The organism is Chitinophaga sp., from assembly GCF_039596155.1.
GTDB lineage: Bacteria > Bacteroidota > Bacteroidia > Chitinophagales > Chitinophagaceae > Chitinophaga.
In genome coordinates, this window is the sequence record NZ_JBCNKF010000011.1 from 19,500 (window position 1) to 36,241 (window position 16,742).

The 16,742-nt window shown below is 45.1% G+C and carries 14 protein-coding genes and 1 tRNA gene; 6 read left to right on the forward strand and 9 right to left on the reverse strand.

All coding sequences use genetic code 11. From position 1 onward, the window contains the following. Positions 1 to 64 precede the first annotated feature (64 nt). Both ABDW33_RS12660 and ABDW33_RS12665 read left to right on the forward strand, forming a co-directional pair. Positions 65 to 2,062 carry a TlpA disulfide reductase family protein gene (locus ABDW33_RS12660; protein WP_343690435.1) on the forward strand — a complete coding sequence of 666 codons (1,998 nt, stop codon included), beginning with the start codon at positions 65 to 67 and terminating at the stop codon, positions 2,060 to 2,062. Further along, complete coding sequence (locus ABDW33_RS12665; RefSeq protein WP_343690436.1) at positions 2,062 to 4,614, forward strand: prolyl oligopeptidase family serine peptidase; 2,553 nt, start codon at positions 2,062 to 2,064, stop codon at positions 4,612 to 4,614. Before ABDW33_RS12660 ends, ABDW33_RS12665 begins: the two co-directional genes overlap by 1 nt. A 75-nt stretch (positions 4,615 to 4,689) precedes the next feature. Here the strand turns inward: ABDW33_RS12665 and ABDW33_RS12670 are convergent, their stop codons facing one another. Together ABDW33_RS12670 and ABDW33_RS12675 are read right to left on the reverse strand one after the other, a co-directional pair. Beyond that, on the reverse strand, positions 4,690 to 5,448 hold the full coding sequence (locus ABDW33_RS12670) for a DUF72 domain-containing protein (protein WP_343690437.1): 759 nt from the start codon (positions 5,446 to 5,448) through the stop codon (positions 4,690 to 4,692). After that, positions 5,445 to 6,110 (reverse strand): hypothetical protein, encoded by a 666-nt coding sequence (locus ABDW33_RS12675; protein WP_343690438.1) that lies wholly within the window; start codon positions 6,108 to 6,110, stop codon positions 5,445 to 5,447. The genes ABDW33_RS12670 and ABDW33_RS12675 overlap by 4 nt, the downstream gene beginning before the upstream one ends. A 45-nt stretch (positions 6,111 to 6,155) precedes the next feature. Between ABDW33_RS12675 and ABDW33_RS12680 the strand changes: the two genes are divergently transcribed. After that, the gene (locus ABDW33_RS12680; protein WP_343690439.1) at positions 6,156 to 6,353 is read left to right on the forward strand and encodes a KTSC domain-containing protein; all 198 of its coding nucleotides are present in this window, start codon (positions 6,156 to 6,158) and stop codon (positions 6,351 to 6,353) included. Positions 6,354 to 6,399: 46 nt separating this feature from the next. On the opposite strand, the gene tkt is transcribed toward ABDW33_RS12680, so the two are convergent. The 3 genes from tkt to ABDW33_RS12695 all read right to left on the reverse strand — a co-directional run bounded on the left by tkt (position 6,400) and on the right by ABDW33_RS12695 (position 9,641). Next, positions 6,400 to 8,421: a transketolase gene (gene tkt, locus ABDW33_RS12685; protein ID WP_343690440.1), complete on the reverse strand. Its 2,022-nt coding sequence runs from the start codon at positions 8,419 to 8,421 to the stop codon at positions 6,400 to 6,402. Positions 8,422 to 8,484: 63 nt separating this feature from the next. Continuing rightward, the gene (locus tag ABDW33_RS12690) at positions 8,485 to 9,153 is read right to left on the reverse strand and encodes an FAD-binding oxidoreductase (protein ID WP_343690441.1); all 669 of its coding nucleotides are present in this window, start codon (positions 9,151 to 9,153) and stop codon (positions 8,485 to 8,487) included. Positions 9,154 to 9,233: 80 nt separating this feature from the next. Next, on the reverse strand, positions 9,234 to 9,641 hold the full coding sequence (locus tag ABDW33_RS12695; RefSeq protein ID WP_343690442.1) for a hypothetical protein: 408 nt from the start codon (positions 9,639 to 9,641) through the stop codon (positions 9,234 to 9,236). Between the two features lie 123 nt (positions 9,642 to 9,764). On the opposite strand from ABDW33_RS12695, the gene ABDW33_RS12700 reads away from it, so the two are divergent. Continuing rightward, positions 9,765 to 10,217, forward strand: a complete 453-nt coding sequence (locus ABDW33_RS12700) for a DUF4157 domain-containing protein (RefSeq protein WP_343690443.1) — start codon at positions 9,765 to 9,767, stop codon at positions 10,215 to 10,217. A 36-nt stretch (positions 10,218 to 10,253) separates the two neighbouring features. On the opposite strand, the gene ABDW33_RS12705 is transcribed toward ABDW33_RS12700, so the two are convergent. Then, entirely contained in the window at positions 10,254 to 11,216 is a 963-nt protein-coding gene (locus ABDW33_RS12705; RefSeq protein WP_343690444.1) for a hypothetical protein, read from the reverse strand. 224 nt (positions 11,217 to 11,440) lie between these two features. Next, a complete protein-coding gene (locus ABDW33_RS12710; RefSeq protein WP_343690445.1) occupies positions 11,441 to 11,818 on the reverse strand; it encodes a hypothetical protein in 378 nt (125 codons plus the stop codon). A gap of 351 nt (positions 11,819 to 12,169) precedes the next feature. On the opposite strand from ABDW33_RS12710, the gene ABDW33_RS12715 reads away from it, so the two are divergent. Then, complete coding sequence (locus tag ABDW33_RS12715; RefSeq protein ID WP_343690446.1) at positions 12,170 to 12,754, forward strand: hypothetical protein; 585 nt, start codon at positions 12,170 to 12,172, stop codon at positions 12,752 to 12,754. 89 nt (positions 12,755 to 12,843) lie between these two features. Here ABDW33_RS12715 and ABDW33_RS12720 read toward each other — a convergent pair whose 3' ends face one another. Next, entirely contained in the window at positions 12,844 to 14,280 is a 1,437-nt protein-coding gene (locus ABDW33_RS12720; RefSeq protein ID WP_343690447.1) for a serine hydrolase, read from the reverse strand. Positions 14,281 to 14,763: 483 nt separating this feature from the next. On the opposite strand from ABDW33_RS12720, the gene ABDW33_RS12725 reads away from it, so the two are divergent. Then, positions 14,764 to 16,320 (forward strand): sulfatase-like hydrolase/transferase, encoded by a 1,557-nt coding sequence (locus ABDW33_RS12725; RefSeq protein WP_343690448.1) that lies wholly within the window; start codon positions 14,764 to 14,766, stop codon positions 16,318 to 16,320. 200 nt (positions 16,321 to 16,520) lie between these two features. On the opposite strand, the gene ABDW33_RS12730 is transcribed toward ABDW33_RS12725, so the two are convergent. Continuing rightward, positions 16,521 to 16,593 (reverse strand) — tRNA-Gly (locus ABDW33_RS12730). Between the last annotated feature and the right edge of the window lie 149 nt (positions 16,594 to 16,742).

The following is a 16,742-nucleotide window of genomic DNA, read 5'->3' on the forward strand; positions in this document are numbered from 1 at the left end:
ATAATAAGGTGTTCCGGAGGGAGTGTCACAGCTCTCTCCCATACACCTTGAAAACAACCCAACAATGAAGTATACATGGATCAGTGCGCTGGCTATGGTGCTGGCAGTGCCCACAATGGGCTTTAGCCAGCAGACGGATAGCAGCAGGTTACAAAAAAATGGAGTGCCGGTAGCCGGCGATACAATGACCATTCATTACAATCCCGCCGGCGGTCCGCTGGCCGGAAAGGATCATATCCGCGGTATGGTGTACACTTTCAACAACTACAGGTGGGGATTGGACGATGTGAACCTGCAGTTGCACAACGGCGTATATGATGCTAAATATTTTGTACCTGCAAACTGTGCATTCCTTGCATTCAAATTCTATGTAGAGCAGGATGGTCAGATCGCCGCATCTGACAACAACAATGACCGCGGCTTTGTTGAAACGACTGTTAACAAGGAGGGAATGGCATTGCCTGGTGGTGCACTGGCATGGGGTGTATTCCGTAAACCTTCTTTCGGCAGCGCGCCGCAGGGATACTTCGATAAATTCGAAATTGGTGATGAAGCGATTGAAATGTGGATACGTAAGGAAATGCGCAACTATCCGCAATACATGCCCCGTTACTTCGGTGACTACCTGACTATGTTGAAAAAGAGCCTGGGTGATGAATACAATGAAAAGGTGGAAAGAAACCTGGTTCGACTGGCTGGTTTACCGAACATAGACGAATCTAATTATTACCAGATCTTCAGTGTGTACCAGTTTGAACTCAAAGATACCCACAAGGCTGATTCTGTAAAAGCACTGATTCTCTCTAAATACCCGCATGGGCACCTGGCACGCCACGAAGCGTATACAGCGGCTTACATGGGTCAGCACAATGAGGCGAGCATAGAAAAGATGGAGAAATTTCTGCAGGATTTCCCGGTAGTAGAAATGCGTAAAGATTCCAGTGCAGACCAGCAGTTTATGTATTATGGTATCTACAGGGAATTGGCAATAGCTTATGTCGCATCAGGAAAAATAGATAAACTGATTGCTTTACTGCCACAAATGGACTTCGCTTCCCTGGCAGAGATCTATCGCTGGGATGTTGAACGTCATTTTATGACAAACAGCATGCCGGTAGATAGTGTATATCCTTTGGGTAAAGCTGTCATCACCGAAGCTATTGCAAAGGTGCATGATGGTTCTTTTAAAGAAAATTTACGCTTTACGCCGCAGCAGGCAGATGAATTTGCCATTAGTCAACTGGATAAAAGACTGGCAGCACACGTGCGCCTGCTGGATAAAATGGGGCGTTATGCAGAAGCTTTGACTTACCTGCGTATGATCTCTCCTGAATTTATCTACACCAATGCAAAACTGAACGATGCGCATATCGACATCCTGGAACATACCAACAATGCTGTACAGGCAGCAGCAGTACTGGAACAGGGCGTGCGCAATAATGCCGCTACACCGGCTATGATTGAGAAACTGAAAAAGGAGTATGTAGCGAAGAATGGTAAAACCGATGGTTTCGATGCTTATATGGAAAGTCTGAAACCCGCCGCTGATATAGAAAAGTTCAGAGCTGAAATTAAAGCAGCCCTGATCAACGAAAAATACACACCATTTAAACTGAAAGACCTGGCGGGTAAGGTTGTCAACAGCGCGGAGTTCAAAGATAAGATCGTGGTGCTTGACTTCTGGGCTACCTGGTGTACGCCTTGTAAGTCTGCCTTCCCGGGTATGCAGATGCTGGTAGATAAATATGCAAAGGATAAGAACGTGGCAGTTTATTTTATAGCTACGCAGGCAGCCAGCAAGAATTATAAAGAGGAAATCAGGAACTATATCAGCAAATCAGGTTACCGCTTTAATGTACTGCTGGATGAAGTGACTGCCAAAGGTGCACAGGACCAGGTATTCAGATCTATGGCACCTGTGTTCAAGTCATCCGCTATTCCGCGCAAGGTAGTTATAAAGAACGGCGTCATTCGCTGGACTGCTGAAGGGTATGGTGGTAGTGCCAGCAAACTGGTGGATGAACTGAGCTATGTAATTGAGCTGTTAAAAAATGAAAACTGATGAAAGGAAAATTAATGCTGGCAGCGCTGCTGGGAATGCAGGTGGCAGTTGCCCAGAAGAAAACGATCGATACATCAGCGTATAATGAGTGGAAGCGGGTAAGTTCACCCTCCTTGTCTTACGACGGACAATGGATGTTGTATCACTATAGCCAGGATGAGCAGGAATTACAGTACCTGGTCAACACAGCCACTGGCAAATCCACCACTTTCAGCGATATGAGCAGTCCCGAGTTTATCGGGCAGGGCAAGTGGATGAAGTTTACCCGGAACGATTCTATGGTGCTGAGACGGCTGAAAGACGGGCATGAGGAATACTGGACCAGGAGCAGCTATTTTATTGGGAATGACAATGGTACTACGCTGAGCTACAGTGCCCCCGGCAAGCAGGTCGTAGTAGATCTCAATACCGGTGATAGCACGGTGTTAAAAGATGTGAACAGATGCAACTTCTATGATGGAGGTGTGGTGTATGTGAAAGGAGACCAGCTATTGGCAGGTCCTTTAAAAGGCAAACATAAAGTGCTGTTTACCGGAACGATTGATGATTTCAGTTTTAACAAAAGTGAAGGTACCATCTTATCCGGGACGAAGCTGTATTATTATAATGTAAAAGGTGGCCAGGCTACTTTCGTGCTGGACTTCAATGATATCAAAGCACCTGCTGGTTATAACGTTTCCCGGCAGGCATTGAACATCACTGCCGGTACCAAACAATTTTTACTGGATGTAACGCGTGCAGATGAGCAGTCCAGGCGCCCGCAACCGCCTCAGAAAAAAGATTTTGAGCTGGAACTGTGGACATGGAATGAGCCGGTGACACAGCGTTTACAGCGCAGAGGGGTGTATGACAAGAACATGATGAACCAGGCGAAGTTCGTTTACAACGTGGATACAAAGACGGTTGTAGAAGTAGCACCTGAGATGTCTGGCCAGGTGCTGGCTCCATCCAGCGGGACATTCGATTATGTGATTGCACTGGACCCTGCCCCTTACAAAGTGGATATCGATTACCGCTATAACAGCAATGTAGATATCTACCTGGTAAATGTGCATACAGGTGAAAGAAGACTGATTGCAAAAGATAGTTATGAGACGCCCAGCTGGAGCCCGAATGGTCAGTTTGCGATCTACTATGATACACAAAATAAAGTGTGGGAAAAGATTGATCTGAGTACCGGCAAGTTTATAGATATCTCCGGCCAGATCGGTTTCCCTGTGAATGATGAAGAATGGGATCAGCCGGGCCGTAATCCTGCTTATGGATTAGCTGGGTGGCTGGATGGTGGTAATACCGCTGTGCTATATGACAGGTACGATATATGGGCAGTAGATATGACCGGAAAGCAAAAACCTTATTCGCTGACAGGTCAGTATGGTCGTCAGCATAAGGTGGTGTTACGTATGTATGGCGCAGAATACGTAGAGGGTATGAGCCTGAGCAAGCCACTTTTACTCCGCAGTTTCAATGAAGCAACCAAATCGCGCGGTTTGTACAAACTGCAATCGCTGGCGAAGGTAGAGAAGGTGGTAGACAATCCTGACTATGATGTGAAAATTACTGATATTTCAGGGGATGGCCGTTCCTGCATTTTTGAAAAGGAAAACTTCCAGATCAACCCGGATGTATGGTACGGAGATATGGATTTTAAGCATTCAAAACAGCTCACAGATTACAACCCTCAGCAGAAAGATTATAAATGGGGGAGTGTAAAGGTGATAAAATGGAAGACGTTCGATGGAAAAGAGGACGAGGGCCTGTTGTATATGCCGGAAGGATATGATTCCACTAAGCAGTACCCGATGATTGTAGATTTTTATGAAACACATACGAAGGATCTGCATGATTATATTGTGCCGGAGTACAGCACCAGCACGATCAATATTACTACCTATGTCAGCAATGGCTACCTGGTGTTTCGTCCGGATGTACATTATGTAATTGGTAAACCAGGTGAGAGTGTGTACAATTGTGTAGTAAGTGGTGTGAAATACCTGACTGATAAAGGTATTGCAGATAAAGACGCAGTCGGATTACAGGGACATAGTTTTGGCGGATTTGAGGCGGCTTACCTCGTGACGAGAACAGATGTATTCAAGTGCGCGAATATCGGTGCAGGCGTTGTGAATATGACTTATAACTATACCGCGGTGAGACAGAATGGTGCTCCATGTCTCTTTAAGTTTGAATCAGAGCAGTATAGAATGGGAAAGAGCCTGTGGGAAGATAAAGAAGGATATGTGGCCAACTCCCCGATTTTTAATGCGGATAGAATTCATACACCATTAATGATCTTCCATAATGATAAAGATGGAGCCGTACCATTCACGCAGGGCCTGGATCTTTTCCTGAGTATGCGCAGACTGCAACGTCCGGCCTGGTTACTGAATTATAAAGGAGGAAATCATACACTGGAAGAATTGCCTGCGCAGAAGGACTTTACCCTTCGTCTGCAGGGCTTCTTTGATCATTACTTGAAAAAGAAACCGATGCCACGTTGGATGAGTCAGGGTATTAGTGTGGATGAGCGGAACGTGGACCCGAAATATTAAGCACTTTTGGTTAAGAGCGTAAATACTTTGATTAAATTTTTTGATTTTGATTTTGGTTGATAAAATGAGTCGCCACTACCTTTCAAGGTGGTGGCTTTTTTTTAAATTCTCTAAGAGTGTACGTGCGTTCCTGATGGCATAACCATTACCGTCATTGTTGAAGAACACCCATATATGATGGCCGGCCTGCTGCCATTGTACGATCTTATCAGCATACTGCTGCAGAAAGGAGGCGGAGTAACTGGTCGCATAATTACCTTCAGGACCATGAAAGCGGATGTAGATATTTTTGGCTGTGATAAATTCACCTGAAGGGAAGCGGTTACCGGAATGGGCAATGACAAAGGCAATTTTGTATTTTTTTAGCAGTTGTATGGCCTCCGGCGTCATCCAGCTTTCATGCCGGGGTTCCAGCGCAAAATGGTATCCCTTGTATTGCACAAGTGCCTCGAAAAAAGTTTTCACTCTTTCCTCATGAAAATGCAGGTTAGGAGGGAGTTGCAGCAATACCGGTCCCAGTTTTTTGGTAACATGATCAAATACTTCAAAAAAGCGGGGAAGGGTCTGGTCGGGATCGTTGAGCTTTTTCGTATGCGTTACGTACCTGCTGATTTTAGGACAGAACCTGAAGCGGGGCTGAACGGTAGCCACCCAGTCCTTTACGGTCGAAACCAGTGGCAGTCTGTAGAAGCTGGCATTGATCTCTGCGGTACTAAAATACTGCGCATAGTAAGCCAGGTAATCTGCTGTTTTTACCCCGTCCGGATAGAAATTCCCTTTCCAGTGTTTGTAATGCCAGCCTGAGGTGCCGATGTAAATGTTTCCTGCTTTCATAGTTCATCGAAATATTCCATGACCACATTACCGATGGCTTTCACCAGTTTCTTATCTTCCACAAGATCCATTTTCCATCCGCTTTTTGCGTAGCGGAGTATGCCCAGGTGTTCATCGTTGAGCGTTATATCAACTTCGTAGCAAATCCCTTTTTCGCAGGTTTGGGAAACGGGTATACCTTCTCCTTTATACGTGACGCCATCGTACTCAAACGCAATGGGGATAGGTGCTTTTTCTAACTGGTCAATGATCTCTTTCAGGAATTGAACGAGGTGTTTTCTTTGGGTAGGCCCGGAGATATTCCACTTGCCTTTATCCGCCCGCTTGTGTGCCAGTTTAAATTTCAGGCCCGTCATAGTAGTAGAGTAGTCATTGGCGTTCAGCTTGGTGACATTTTGATGTGCGAGAATGTACCATTGATAGCCTGTGCCCACAGGAACACCGGAACCTTCGGGGGCATGGCCGGTTCTGCGCTTGGTCACGGCGTAGGATATTTCCCAGAGGTCGGGTGTGATCTTGGTTTCCTTCCAGTCGCCCTGGTCGTAGTGCCAGTGGTGACCTCTGCCAATTTGTACGCCTGTATATTGTTTCCCTTCGTATGTTTTGAAGCGGTTGTAGGATGCGGACAGATCTTTTGTCTTTTTTCGGGTTTTTGTAGCCATAAGAAAATGCTTTTGTTTTGGCATAATCTTTTAACCCAAAAAATCATGCCTTCATCAGTAATCTCATATATGACTTACGACCGGGAAGCACAACGGCTGCGGGTTCACTTTTTATCGGGAGCGATTTATGATTATATTGATGTGCCTGAAGAAGTGTATCTGCAAATGAAGTCGGCAAAGTCGAAGGGGATCTTTCTTAATAAGCGGATAAAAGGGAAGTATTCATTTGATAAAATAAATTAAGGGAAGGCTTCCAATAGGAGGCCTTCCCTTTTTTATATGCTTGCCATTAACCGATAAGTTGCTTAGCCTCGGCGACCACATTCTCTACAGAGAATCCCAGTTCCTTCAGCACTTCTTCTCCCGGTCCGGATTCACCATAGCGATTCAGGCCTAATACCTTTCCTTCAGTACCTACATATTTATCCCATCCAAAAGGTGTGAGGGCTTCGATAGATAATCTTTTTACTATTTTTTTAGGGAGCACACTTTCTTTGTAAGCAGCATCCTGTGCTTCAAACAGCTCCCATGATGGCATGCTGACCACTCTGCTGGAAATTCCTTCTTTAGTCAGTTGCTCCTGCGCGGCCAGGGCCAGCGATACTTCAGAACCTGTAGCGATGAGGATGAGTTGTATATTGTCGCCACTATCTTTCAGGGTGTAAGCACCTTTGCGAACATGCTCAGCAGAAGGGAATACTGACTGATCTAATACGGGTAGTTTCTGACGGCTTAAGATCAGTGCCACGGGGCCTTCTTTTCTCTCCAGCGCCAGTCGCCATGCCTGCACTGTTTCATTGGCATCAGCAGGACGAATAGTGACCAGGTTCGGTACAATTCTCAGGGCTGCTACCTGTTCGATCGGCTGATGGGTAGGACCGTCTTCACCCAGGCCCACGCTATCGTGCGTAAAAATATAAGTGACAGGCGCTTTGGTGAGCGAGGCCAGCCGGATGGCCCCTTTCATATAATCTGAGAAGGTCAGGAAGGTACCGCCATATACACGTACGCCTTTATGTGCCGCCATACCGTTCATGATGGCTCCCATGCCATGTTCACGCACGCCGAACCAGATGTTGGTTTCTTCGTAATGATCGGGTTGGAAGCTCAGTTTGGAATCCAGCGGCATGTCATTGGAAGAGGCAAGGTCAGCACTACCTCCAAAAATGTACGGAATAGCCTTTTTTAAGGCCAACAGCGCCTTCCCATGTGCCTGGCGGGTAGCTAGTGCTCCATCGGCCGGCGTAAATACAGGCAGGCTCTTTTGCCATCCTTCCGGCAGCTCATCATGTGCTCCCAATTCCAGTTCTTTTCCTTCATCTGGGAAGGCGGCTTTATAAGCATCAAATTGTTTGTTCCATTCTTCCTGCAGTTTAGCGCCTTCTTTTGTGCGGAGCAGCATATGTTCCTTTACTTCAGCAGGCACATAGAAATGTTTATCCGGGTCCGCGCCGTAGAATTCTTTTGTCTTACGTACATTTTCTTCGCCCATGGCGCTGCCGTGTACTTTATTGGTATCAGCGAGCGGGCTACCATAACCGATAATGGTACGTACGGCAATGATAGAAGGTTTGTCAGTGACCTGCTGTGCGTTTTTGACAGCGGCTTCTATGGCATCCAGGTCATTCCCGTCTTCCACGATCTGCACATGCCAGTCATACGCCTCGTATCGCTTCAGTACATCTTCTGTAAAGGCGAGGTTGGTAGGACCATCCAGTGAGATCTTGTTATCATCATACAGGCATATGAGTTTCCCGAGTTTCAGGTGGCCGGCAAGTGAGGAGGCTTCAGAAGCGACGCCTTCCATCATGTCGCCATCGCTGGCAATTACGTAGGTGAAGTGGTCTATGATCTTGTGATCAGGACGGTTATATTTAGCAGCCAGGTGTGCTTCCGCCATGGCAATACCGATAGCGTTGCCGAGACCTTGTCCCAAAGGACCAGTAGTGACTTCCACACCTGGGGTGAACATGCTTTCAGGATGCCCGGGCGTTTTGGAATGTAGTTGTCTGAATTGTTTCAGGTCATCGAGAGAAAGGTCATACCCTGTAAGGTGGAGCATGCTGTATAGTAAAGCAGAGCCATGTCCGGCAGAGAGTACGAATCTGTCGCGATTGAACCATTTCGGGTCGCTGGAATTGTAGCGCATGAAGCGGGTGAACAATACATACGCCATCGGAGCTGCGCCTAATGGTAGTCCAGGGTGACCGGAGTTGGCTTTTTGAACGGCATCGATAGACAAAAACCGAATGGTATTGACAGAAAGATTGTCTATTGAGGTAGACTTTACAGTTGCTGAAGTGTCAGACATAAAATTGATTAATTAGGTGAGTGTATGTGTAGTTTATCTACAGGTTGGTAAAAAAGGGCGTCATTATTTTTCGAATACAACGGCATCTGGTTTTGCGCCCAGTTCTTCCAGAGCGGCACTGATGTCCTGCACCATCTGGTCAGGGCCGCATACATAAAAGTGTTTACTAAAATCCGTGATCTGCTCCTGCAGGTAGCTGGCATCTATTTTCCTGCTGTCGAAGCCCTCTTTCTTTTCCCTGGTGAGGGTAAAGCAGGCGTTTTTGCCAAGCATGTGGGTTAGCTCCGACTCATAAATGATATCAGCAGCTGTTTTGTTCGAAAAGAACAGATAATTATCGGTTATTTTATTGTCTTTGTACAATTGACGAAGGATGGCGATAAAGGGAGTAATGCCTGCACCGCCGGCAATAAAGTAACCCGGGCCTTTGTAAGTGACGGCACCCCATACATCATGAATATTTATGGTATCTCCCGGCGTGAGGGCATGCAGGCGTTTGGTAACACCATTATGATCCGGATATCCTTTGATGGTGAATTCCAGGTAAGGTGCCTCGTTGAGTGCCGTGAAGGTGAACGGGCGTCGTTCTTCTTCCCAGCCGGGAACAGAAAGGGTGATCTCAGTAGCTTGTCCGGGGACAAAAGTGTATCCATTGGGCTTTTCCAGTCTAAAGCATTTAACGTCGTGTGTCACATCGTGGATTTCGATGATCTTAACGGCATGTGATTCCATAATTCCTATTTGGGGAATTGGCAGCATATAAGATGCCACAAATTCATTAACAATAGATTATACAATAAATTGAAGGGAAACTACAATGAATAAGGCAACTCGAACTGTTCAGCCGGCTCCCAGAGCATTGAAGGTGGTTTCTGATCCGGGTTGTGAAAGAATTCAGTGATGATTTCCATGGCTTTTTCCCGGGAGACAAATGAGAAAAGGGGAACATGGTATTCATCACCTGCATCGGTGAGGATGGTAGTATTAGGTTTGGTAACGCCAAACCATGCAACCCCGGGATGATCATCGTACCGGAATGAAATATTTTCAGGATCCTGTACTTTGCAGGTCATGACCAGCGTGTGATGCGGGGAGTCAAAACAGCCGTCGTTTGAACACCTGATATCTTCCGGCCGGATAGCACGGATGGTATTCAACACCTGTTCCAATGAAAGTATTTCATTGTTTATTTGAGAAAATAAACTCGTCTTAATACTCATTGAGGTTAATTTGTATTAAATTAGGAAAAATTTCTGAAGTAAGGAAGTCCTACGCCTGTCAATATGGCCCCGGATTACCTGAAATTCAATATTTTTCGACAGATTACAGTAGATTCAGATCTTATGACCTACGAACCTCAAAAGACCCACAACGCACCGTCCGTTACAGACGAATCTCATTCTCATGCGGGCATCTCCCATGAAGCGGTACAGGCTTTCCCATTACAACGAAAGGAAAATAATACGGGTATGCCAGAAAACCTGAAGGCGGGTATTGAAGACCTTTCGGGGATGGCGATGGATGATGTGAAGGTGCATTATAACTCATCGCAACCGGAAGGGTTGCAGGCACATGCCTATGCGCAGGGAACGGATATCCATATCGCGCCCGGGCAGGAGCGGCATTTGCCACACGAAGCGTGGCATGTCGTGCAGCAGAAGCAGGGGAGAGTGGAGCCGACCACACAGTTGAAAACCGGCGTACCTATTAATGATGATGACGGGTTGGAAAAGGAGGCCGATGTGATGGGCGCCCAGGCAGGCCGGTATGAAGACACCATTTCAAAACCGGTGTAACTATTTGAAATAGTGTTCCCGTTGTACAACCCCTTTTTACCCTTTCAGCTTCTGTACAATTATCTGGTACTTTGCCACTTTCTTACCCGGCATGATATGCGCTTCACAACTCTTCATCGTAATCTTCACCTGGAAAGTATCATCTCCAAACGTCAGCATGGGGGTACTGCTACCCGGTTTTAATTCCAGTGTCTGTGCATTGTGGTCGTTTCTGTTCACGGTTACTGAAATAGCGCCCGTCTGTTCATTGATATTATTCACCTTTACAGCAATCCCTTCAATGATCTCACTGGTATTGCCCAAAGCCGTATACCTGTCCAGGTCATATACAATCTCATAGTTCTTTTCAGCCGCAGGCAACGAAACGGGTGGATGGATCATGCGCTCGGCTGCATACTTTTCTGCGTTCAGTTTGATATTCGCAAACCTGTTCAACCGTAACTGGCTTGTTGAAATACTATCTCTCAACTGTTCCTGCTTCTCCTGAAGCTTTACTATTTTCTCCGCATTGCAGTCAAATGCTTTTGCTTTCGCGAGGGTATTGATCTTTACTTCCAGGTCCTGCTGCGCCTGTTTGAAACTATCCACTTTTATAGATACGACCGAAACAGAGTCCTTGTACCGGCCGATAGAGTCCGTGATCACCTGGATCTTTCCCTGAAAATAACGTCTCAGTGAATCCCATCTTTTTTGCATTTCTACATCGGTAGTCGCAATTGACAGGACTTCGAACATCTCGGCAATCTTATCATATTTACCGAGGGAGTCAGCGGTGTACAGGTTGTTGTATTGGGTAATGTAGGAGTTGAGATATTCATTCTCCGTTTGCCGGGAAGATATTTTCAACTCATAACCTTTGTAAATACAGGTAGTGATAATGCCTGCTGCGCCGATGATGAAAGTACCCAGGAAAAACTTCCAGAAATCGTAACGGTACTCTTTGATTTTAATAATAGCCTCCTCTGAGAGCGGTGTGGTGTTCTCTTTTGATGTAAGCATAGGAATATTCAATAGGATCTGAAAACAAATGCAAAAATACATTAATATTTTTTATAGTCCGGTAATAAACCCTTGTTTCTTCATTTCATTGTACACTGCTTTTGAAGAAGACTTCATGAGTTTATCAACGCCGGTTGTCCCGCCAGCTCTGTTCGATATGAGTAGAACTGCAACTGCTTATGCCAATGGCCAGCACTAATGCACAAAGTATCTTTTTCATCAGCTTATATTTCTGTGATCTGGTATTTGGGTGACAGGGAGTGTACTTTGGTGTACGATCCTGCACCAATTTCAAATAAACCCACTAGTACGTATGGAATCCAGGATACTTCCCAGAAATCAAATACCCAGGGTGCTGTCATTAAAACCATTCCGCTTAATACATCTATTGTGAGATGGGCACTCATCTTTATCCTGCGGAAGACGCCAAGCTCATAATCGGTGAACAGGCTGTAAACAATAGTGGACACGCCCATTGCAACAGGTACCCATACTTCTCTTCCGCTGTCCGCTGTACCAAAGATGACCAGTGGTGCAATGATTAAAAGGAAGCCGACCAGGTAGTCTATTATTCCATGTAACCGCGTATTGATAATTCCCATTGTGATTGTTTTTCCTATAGAAAAACATACGCCATGCCATCTGGCCGGGAGCGGATTTGCAAGGATGAGGCAAGCATAGAAGTGTTGACTGGTTTCCCTGTTAAGGGTAAATATAACCGGGTTGGATGTTAAGAAAGCACATGAAGGAGCTAATGGGGAAAAAAGGTCGTGCCTGCATAAAAATGTTTCTCTCTGTTCAGCATAGCACTGCATTTGTACGGGAACGGGAAATTACATCATGAGCCTGTTGTGGCACAGGATATATCAATGAAATGATGTGCGATACATTTGAGATAATACGTTAGGTATTAATGCTAACAATTCTTTACATTTAGTGCCAAATTACAACCTGTGAACTATAAAATTGTACTGTTAGCTTGTACCCTTGCATTATCCGTAGCCTGCAATAAAGATAAAAATGAAGTTGCCCAGGTCTGGTTGTCTACGCCAGAACAGGTGTATTCTTTTGTTGGCAAAGACTGGAGTGTCGTGCAGCCTGCCATTAGCAACAAGAAAGACTACCTGTATGCCGAGTTGGATAACCAGCAGGTAAAATCTTATGTAGAAGTAAAAGGTATTGACACAGCAGCACCAGCACAGCATTATAAATTGTCATTCAATGTAGGAAAGGATAATAAAATTACTTCTCTGATTTATTCATGTACAGATCAACTGGACAAGTCCACCGGCAGTAAGAACTTTATTTATTTCTACGAGCATGCGGCACTCAAAATGACAGGTGTTACACAGCGGCACCAGTGGGTGCAGGAGACCTATAATCCTCAGCAAATGATCACCCCCGATTCCTTGTTGGTGGCATTGCATGCAGGTAGTGCCACACAGCCTTTTCTTGACTGGTATACTGACAGCAGAAGGGTAGGCCTGGTGTATTTTAGTACAACCGGAGAGTTCAGAATGGAATTAAACGGTTATTAAAAGATATATAGCAATATCTTCCTGCATTGAATCCGTTCGGATGCGGACCGGAACAATATGCCTGGTGACAGTTGTGGTATCCACAGCAACTACTTGATTTTTTTTGCTTCCTGTTGTTGTCCATTTTGATAAAGTATCAGGGCATTTATTTTCCCGGTGGTATCCGCTGTGAATTCAAGGTATGCTGCAAATTCTCTTGGAAAGAACCTGGTCTGTGTTTCCGCTACCAGTTCAAAACTTCCCTGCCGGGTAGCCTGTGCATATATTACTTTCCCTTCTTTGTAGATGGTGATAATAAAGTTAGGGGTGAGTTCATATTGTCCAACGTAGCTTTTCAGTATTGAATCCGGTACAGTTACTGATGTTTTGACGGTAGATTGGTACAGTCCTTTGAAACCATAGACCTTTGCCACACTGTTTGTCACTTCCTGCAGAATGCCACCGTTGTCGGAGTTCACCATCACGACGAGTCCATTCCCGTCTTTCAGGCTACCGTAGTACTGGGAGCGAAATCCATCATTGGCACCGCCATGTTCAAAATATCCTACACTATCCGTGTCAATAAATACGCCTAAAGCCGCGCTTTTATCGAGGTAGGGGGTTAGTCTGAGCCGGGTCGTTGCCTGGTTCAGTACTTTGGCAGACCGACCTTCATAAGCCAGCTGTGTTTCGATGATGTATTTTGCGAGGTCGGTTGGATTTGTCCATAATCCTGCGGGCGCTTGTTCTGGATAGATATGGTAATTCCCCTTTACGGGTGTTCCATCTCCGCGATAACCGGTAGCAAGGAGTGTCGGCTTAGTATCTACAGGTGGTTGTGAGAATGTACTGGTGGTCATGCCGAGCGGTAGTAATACCTCTTTTTTCATGTAATCGGCATAGGGCATATGTGTTACATCCATCACAATCAGCTGAGATATCACCGTACCTCCACCTGAATATTCGGATTTTATGCCAGGTGCATACATTGACCGTACGCGGGCTGAATTAGCCGGTTGCTCACCATTCAGTATCTGTACGACTGTGGGGAGCGGAGCGCCCGGGGTGTATCCTTCGAAACCATGTACAGTCAATCCGGCTGTATGACTCAGCAGGTTTGCGATGGTGATCTTTTTCCCATTGGCTATGCTGTCATAAGGGAAGTGCCAGCTGGTAAGGTAAGTGTTGATATCAGTATATAAATCAAGTTTTTTATCCTGTACGAGTTTCAGTACACCCACGCCATTTAAAGATTTACTGATAGAGGCTGCCTGGAACAGCGTTTTTGTTGTTACCGGTATTTTTAAGCTGTCGTTTGCCCAACCATAACCTTTGGCCCAGACCAGCTTATAATTTTGTATGACGGCGATACTTAATCCCGGAATTTTGTAATGTACCATTCGTTCCGCTATTGTCCAGGGCTTTTCATCCGCCAGTTGTATCGTCCCGACGAGGTTTGTCTCTACTTGTGCTATTTTTTCTTTGTCGGTTTGCGCGTAAATGGTCAAATGTATTAACAGCAGAAGTGGGAGAAGGAGTGGTTTCATTATTGGGAATTTGGGTGATTAAATGGGACATACTAATATACGGAATAGGTGGGAACCAGGGAGGCTACATGAGCAGTTGCCGCAGCATTCATTGACGGTAAACAAAACAGTGCATATCTGGAAATGGAAGAAGACGAAGTTTTTTGAACAAAATGGAGAATATTTAGTTTATTATATACGAACATTGAAAGTGACAAGATGCTGCTAACGCTCGTATTGGAATGAATGCCTTCGCAATCGTTTATGAGAATAAAAGATTGGTCTGATTTATCTTTTTCGTTCTAACATTATAAACTACAACAATAGCGTATTCACGGATATAATCAATACAGTGCAAAATATGCTGAGTGCCTTATGGGCAATTCCACGATATATTTAACCTGGTTATCCACCCCTAATTTAGCTTGATCCGATATAGCCACAACATGAAAATTATTCCAGTTTAGCTGGTATTATATGAACTCCCAAATAAATACATTCACCATGGACATTAAAAAAAAGTTAGCACAACTTGGCAAGCAGCCAGACATTATCCTTATTATAACAGATGAACAGCGGGCTACACAACATTTTCCTCCGGGATGGGAGGAGAAAAATCTTCAGACATTGACATTCCTGAAAAAGAATGGTTTCAGTTTCGACAGGGCATTCTGCAATACCTGTATGTGTTCTCCCAGCCGCGCTACATTATTTACAGGAATTTATCCGGCTAAACATAAGGTTTCCCAAACACTGACGATTGGTGGCCCGTTATCTCCTGCTGAACCAACGCTCAGTACTTCCCTGCCTACCATTATGAATGTGCTGTGGAATGACGGTTATGACGTACAGTACCGTGGTAAATGGCACATGAGTAAAGGTGTTGCCGGCAATGGGATGGTGACCAATTACGATAACCTGACACCGGCGGACATCTCTTTATTTGGCGCCATGGGCTGGATAGCTCCGGATGCAGGAGAAGATGTAAATCCGTTAAACTTTGGCGGTGGATTTGCCAATCATGATGCCCGGTATGTGGCAGAAGCCATCAAATATCTGCAGGAGGTAAAAATAAAAAGGGCCGCAGGTCAATATCAGCCTTATTGCCTGATCGTATCGCTCGTAAACCCACATGATGTACTGGCTTATCCCAAGACTGCAGGTACTTCCGGATATCATCCTGAAGCCTGGTCACAAAGGGACATTGGATTGCCTGACACGGTGGACGAACATTTACTGGCTAATAAAAAACCTATGGCGCAGGAACAGATCTTATTAGCCATGGATGCTTCATTAGGGGCATTACCTAACGTAGAACAGCAATTAGATTATATAAATTTTTACGGGTATCTATTAACGCTTGTCGACAAAGAGATCGGTAAACTGATCACTGAGTTGTATGCCAAAGATGGAAATGGAAACAGCCTCGCTGATGCAGCGATAGTGACTTACACGTCTGACCACGGAGAAATGGGGCTTGCACATGGCGGACTACGCCAGAAAACCTTTGTGGCTTATGAAGAAGCATTACGGGTGCCCCTTGTTATATCCAACCCTGTTTTATTTTCAGATCATCCTATTCAACAATCTATGGCGCTGGCTACGTTGGTGGACATTATGCCTACGTTTATGGAGATTGCCAATGTAACTAATCCTCCTGCGGGACTGGCAGGCGTAAGCCTGTTGCCGGTAATAGCGGATGGTACGGCTGTACAGCATAGTATATTGTTTACCTACGACGATACGAAGGCAGGATCAAATAGCAAATGGTCGGCGGTGAATGCTGCAAATCGTATTCGATGTATCCGCACAGAGAAGTGGAAGTATAGCTGCTATTTTGATGCTTCGGGTGCTTATTACAACCAATATGAACTCTATGACCTGGTAAACGATCCATCTGAATATACCAATCTTGCATATGATCCTGCTTACAACGAGATTCGGAGTGAGCTGGAAGCACAGTTGCATCAATTGGAAACAGAAAAACTAAGAGTGCAGACACCTCCCCAGGATGATAGCGTCCAGGAACCCCAACCGCATTATATGTTAGCCAGACCATAAAAGCATTATCAACAATCATCCTGCATGGTTTAAAGCAGGTATCTGACGGCAGGGGGGCTATTGATAATTGCGGGGGAGAATATGTTCCACGGAACTTTTAAAACAGGATCGCTGCTGAATGAAGTTTGATGGGAGGAACATCATAACGTGCTAAAAGAAAGAGGGTACTCATAAATAAATGAGTACCCTCTTTTTCTATGAGCGGAAGACCGGGCTCGAACCGGCCACCCCGACCTTGGCAAGGTCGTGCTCTACCAAATGAGCTACTTCCGCTTGCGTTTTTATTTGTTTCCCGTTGAAATAACTGGTGTTTGTTTCGTTGGGAGTGCAAAGATATGTATTTAATTTTATAAAAAGCAAATTTTGTATAAAAAATGTCAGTGATAATATTGACGAATTATTGTGGGCAATTCTATACGCTA

Excerpts from the sequence above, each read along its gene's own strand:
- ABDW33_RS12725 (WP_343690448.1), top strand. The coding sequence starts at position 14,764 with ATGGACATTAAAAAAAAGTTAGCACAACTTGGCAAGCAGCCAGACATT.
- ABDW33_RS12695 (WP_343690442.1), bottom strand. The coding sequence starts at position 9,641 with ATGAGTATTAAGACGAGTTTATTTTCTCAAATAAACAATGAAATACTT.
- ABDW33_RS12720 (WP_343690447.1), bottom strand. The coding sequence starts at position 14,280 with ATGAAACCACTCCTTCTCCCACTTCTGCTGTTAATACATTTGACCATT.
- ABDW33_RS12705 (WP_343690444.1), bottom strand. The coding sequence starts at position 11,216 with ATGCTTACATCAAAAGAGAACACCACACCGCTCTCAGAGGAGGCTATT.
- ABDW33_RS12690 (WP_343690441.1), bottom strand. The coding sequence starts at position 9,153 with ATGGAATCACATGCCGTTAAGATCATCGAAATCCACGATGTGACACAC.
- tkt (WP_343690440.1), bottom strand. The coding sequence starts at position 8,421 with ATGTCTGACACTTCAGCAACTGTAAAGTCTACCTCAATAGACAATCTT.
- ABDW33_RS12700 (WP_343690443.1), top strand. The coding sequence starts at position 9,765 with ATGACCTACGAACCTCAAAAGACCCACAACGCACCGTCCGTTACAGAC.
- ABDW33_RS12710 (WP_343690445.1), bottom strand. The coding sequence starts at position 11,818 with ATGGGAATTATCAATACGCGGTTACATGGAATAATAGACTACCTGGTC.
- ABDW33_RS12670 (WP_343690437.1), bottom strand. The coding sequence starts at position 5,448 with ATGAAAGCAGGAAACATTTACATCGGCACCTCAGGCTGGCATTACAAA.
- ABDW33_RS12680 (WP_343690439.1), top strand. The coding sequence starts at position 6,156 with ATGCCTTCATCAGTAATCTCATATATGACTTACGACCGGGAAGCACAA.
- ABDW33_RS12665 (WP_343690436.1), top strand. The coding sequence starts at position 2,062 with ATGAAAGGAAAATTAATGCTGGCAGCGCTGCTGGGAATGCAGGTGGCA.
- ABDW33_RS12660 (WP_343690435.1), top strand. The coding sequence starts at position 65 with ATGAAGTATACATGGATCAGTGCGCTGGCTATGGTGCTGGCAGTGCCC.
- ABDW33_RS12675 (WP_343690438.1), bottom strand. The coding sequence starts at position 6,110 with ATGGCTACAAAAACCCGAAAAAAGACAAAAGATCTGTCCGCATCCTAC.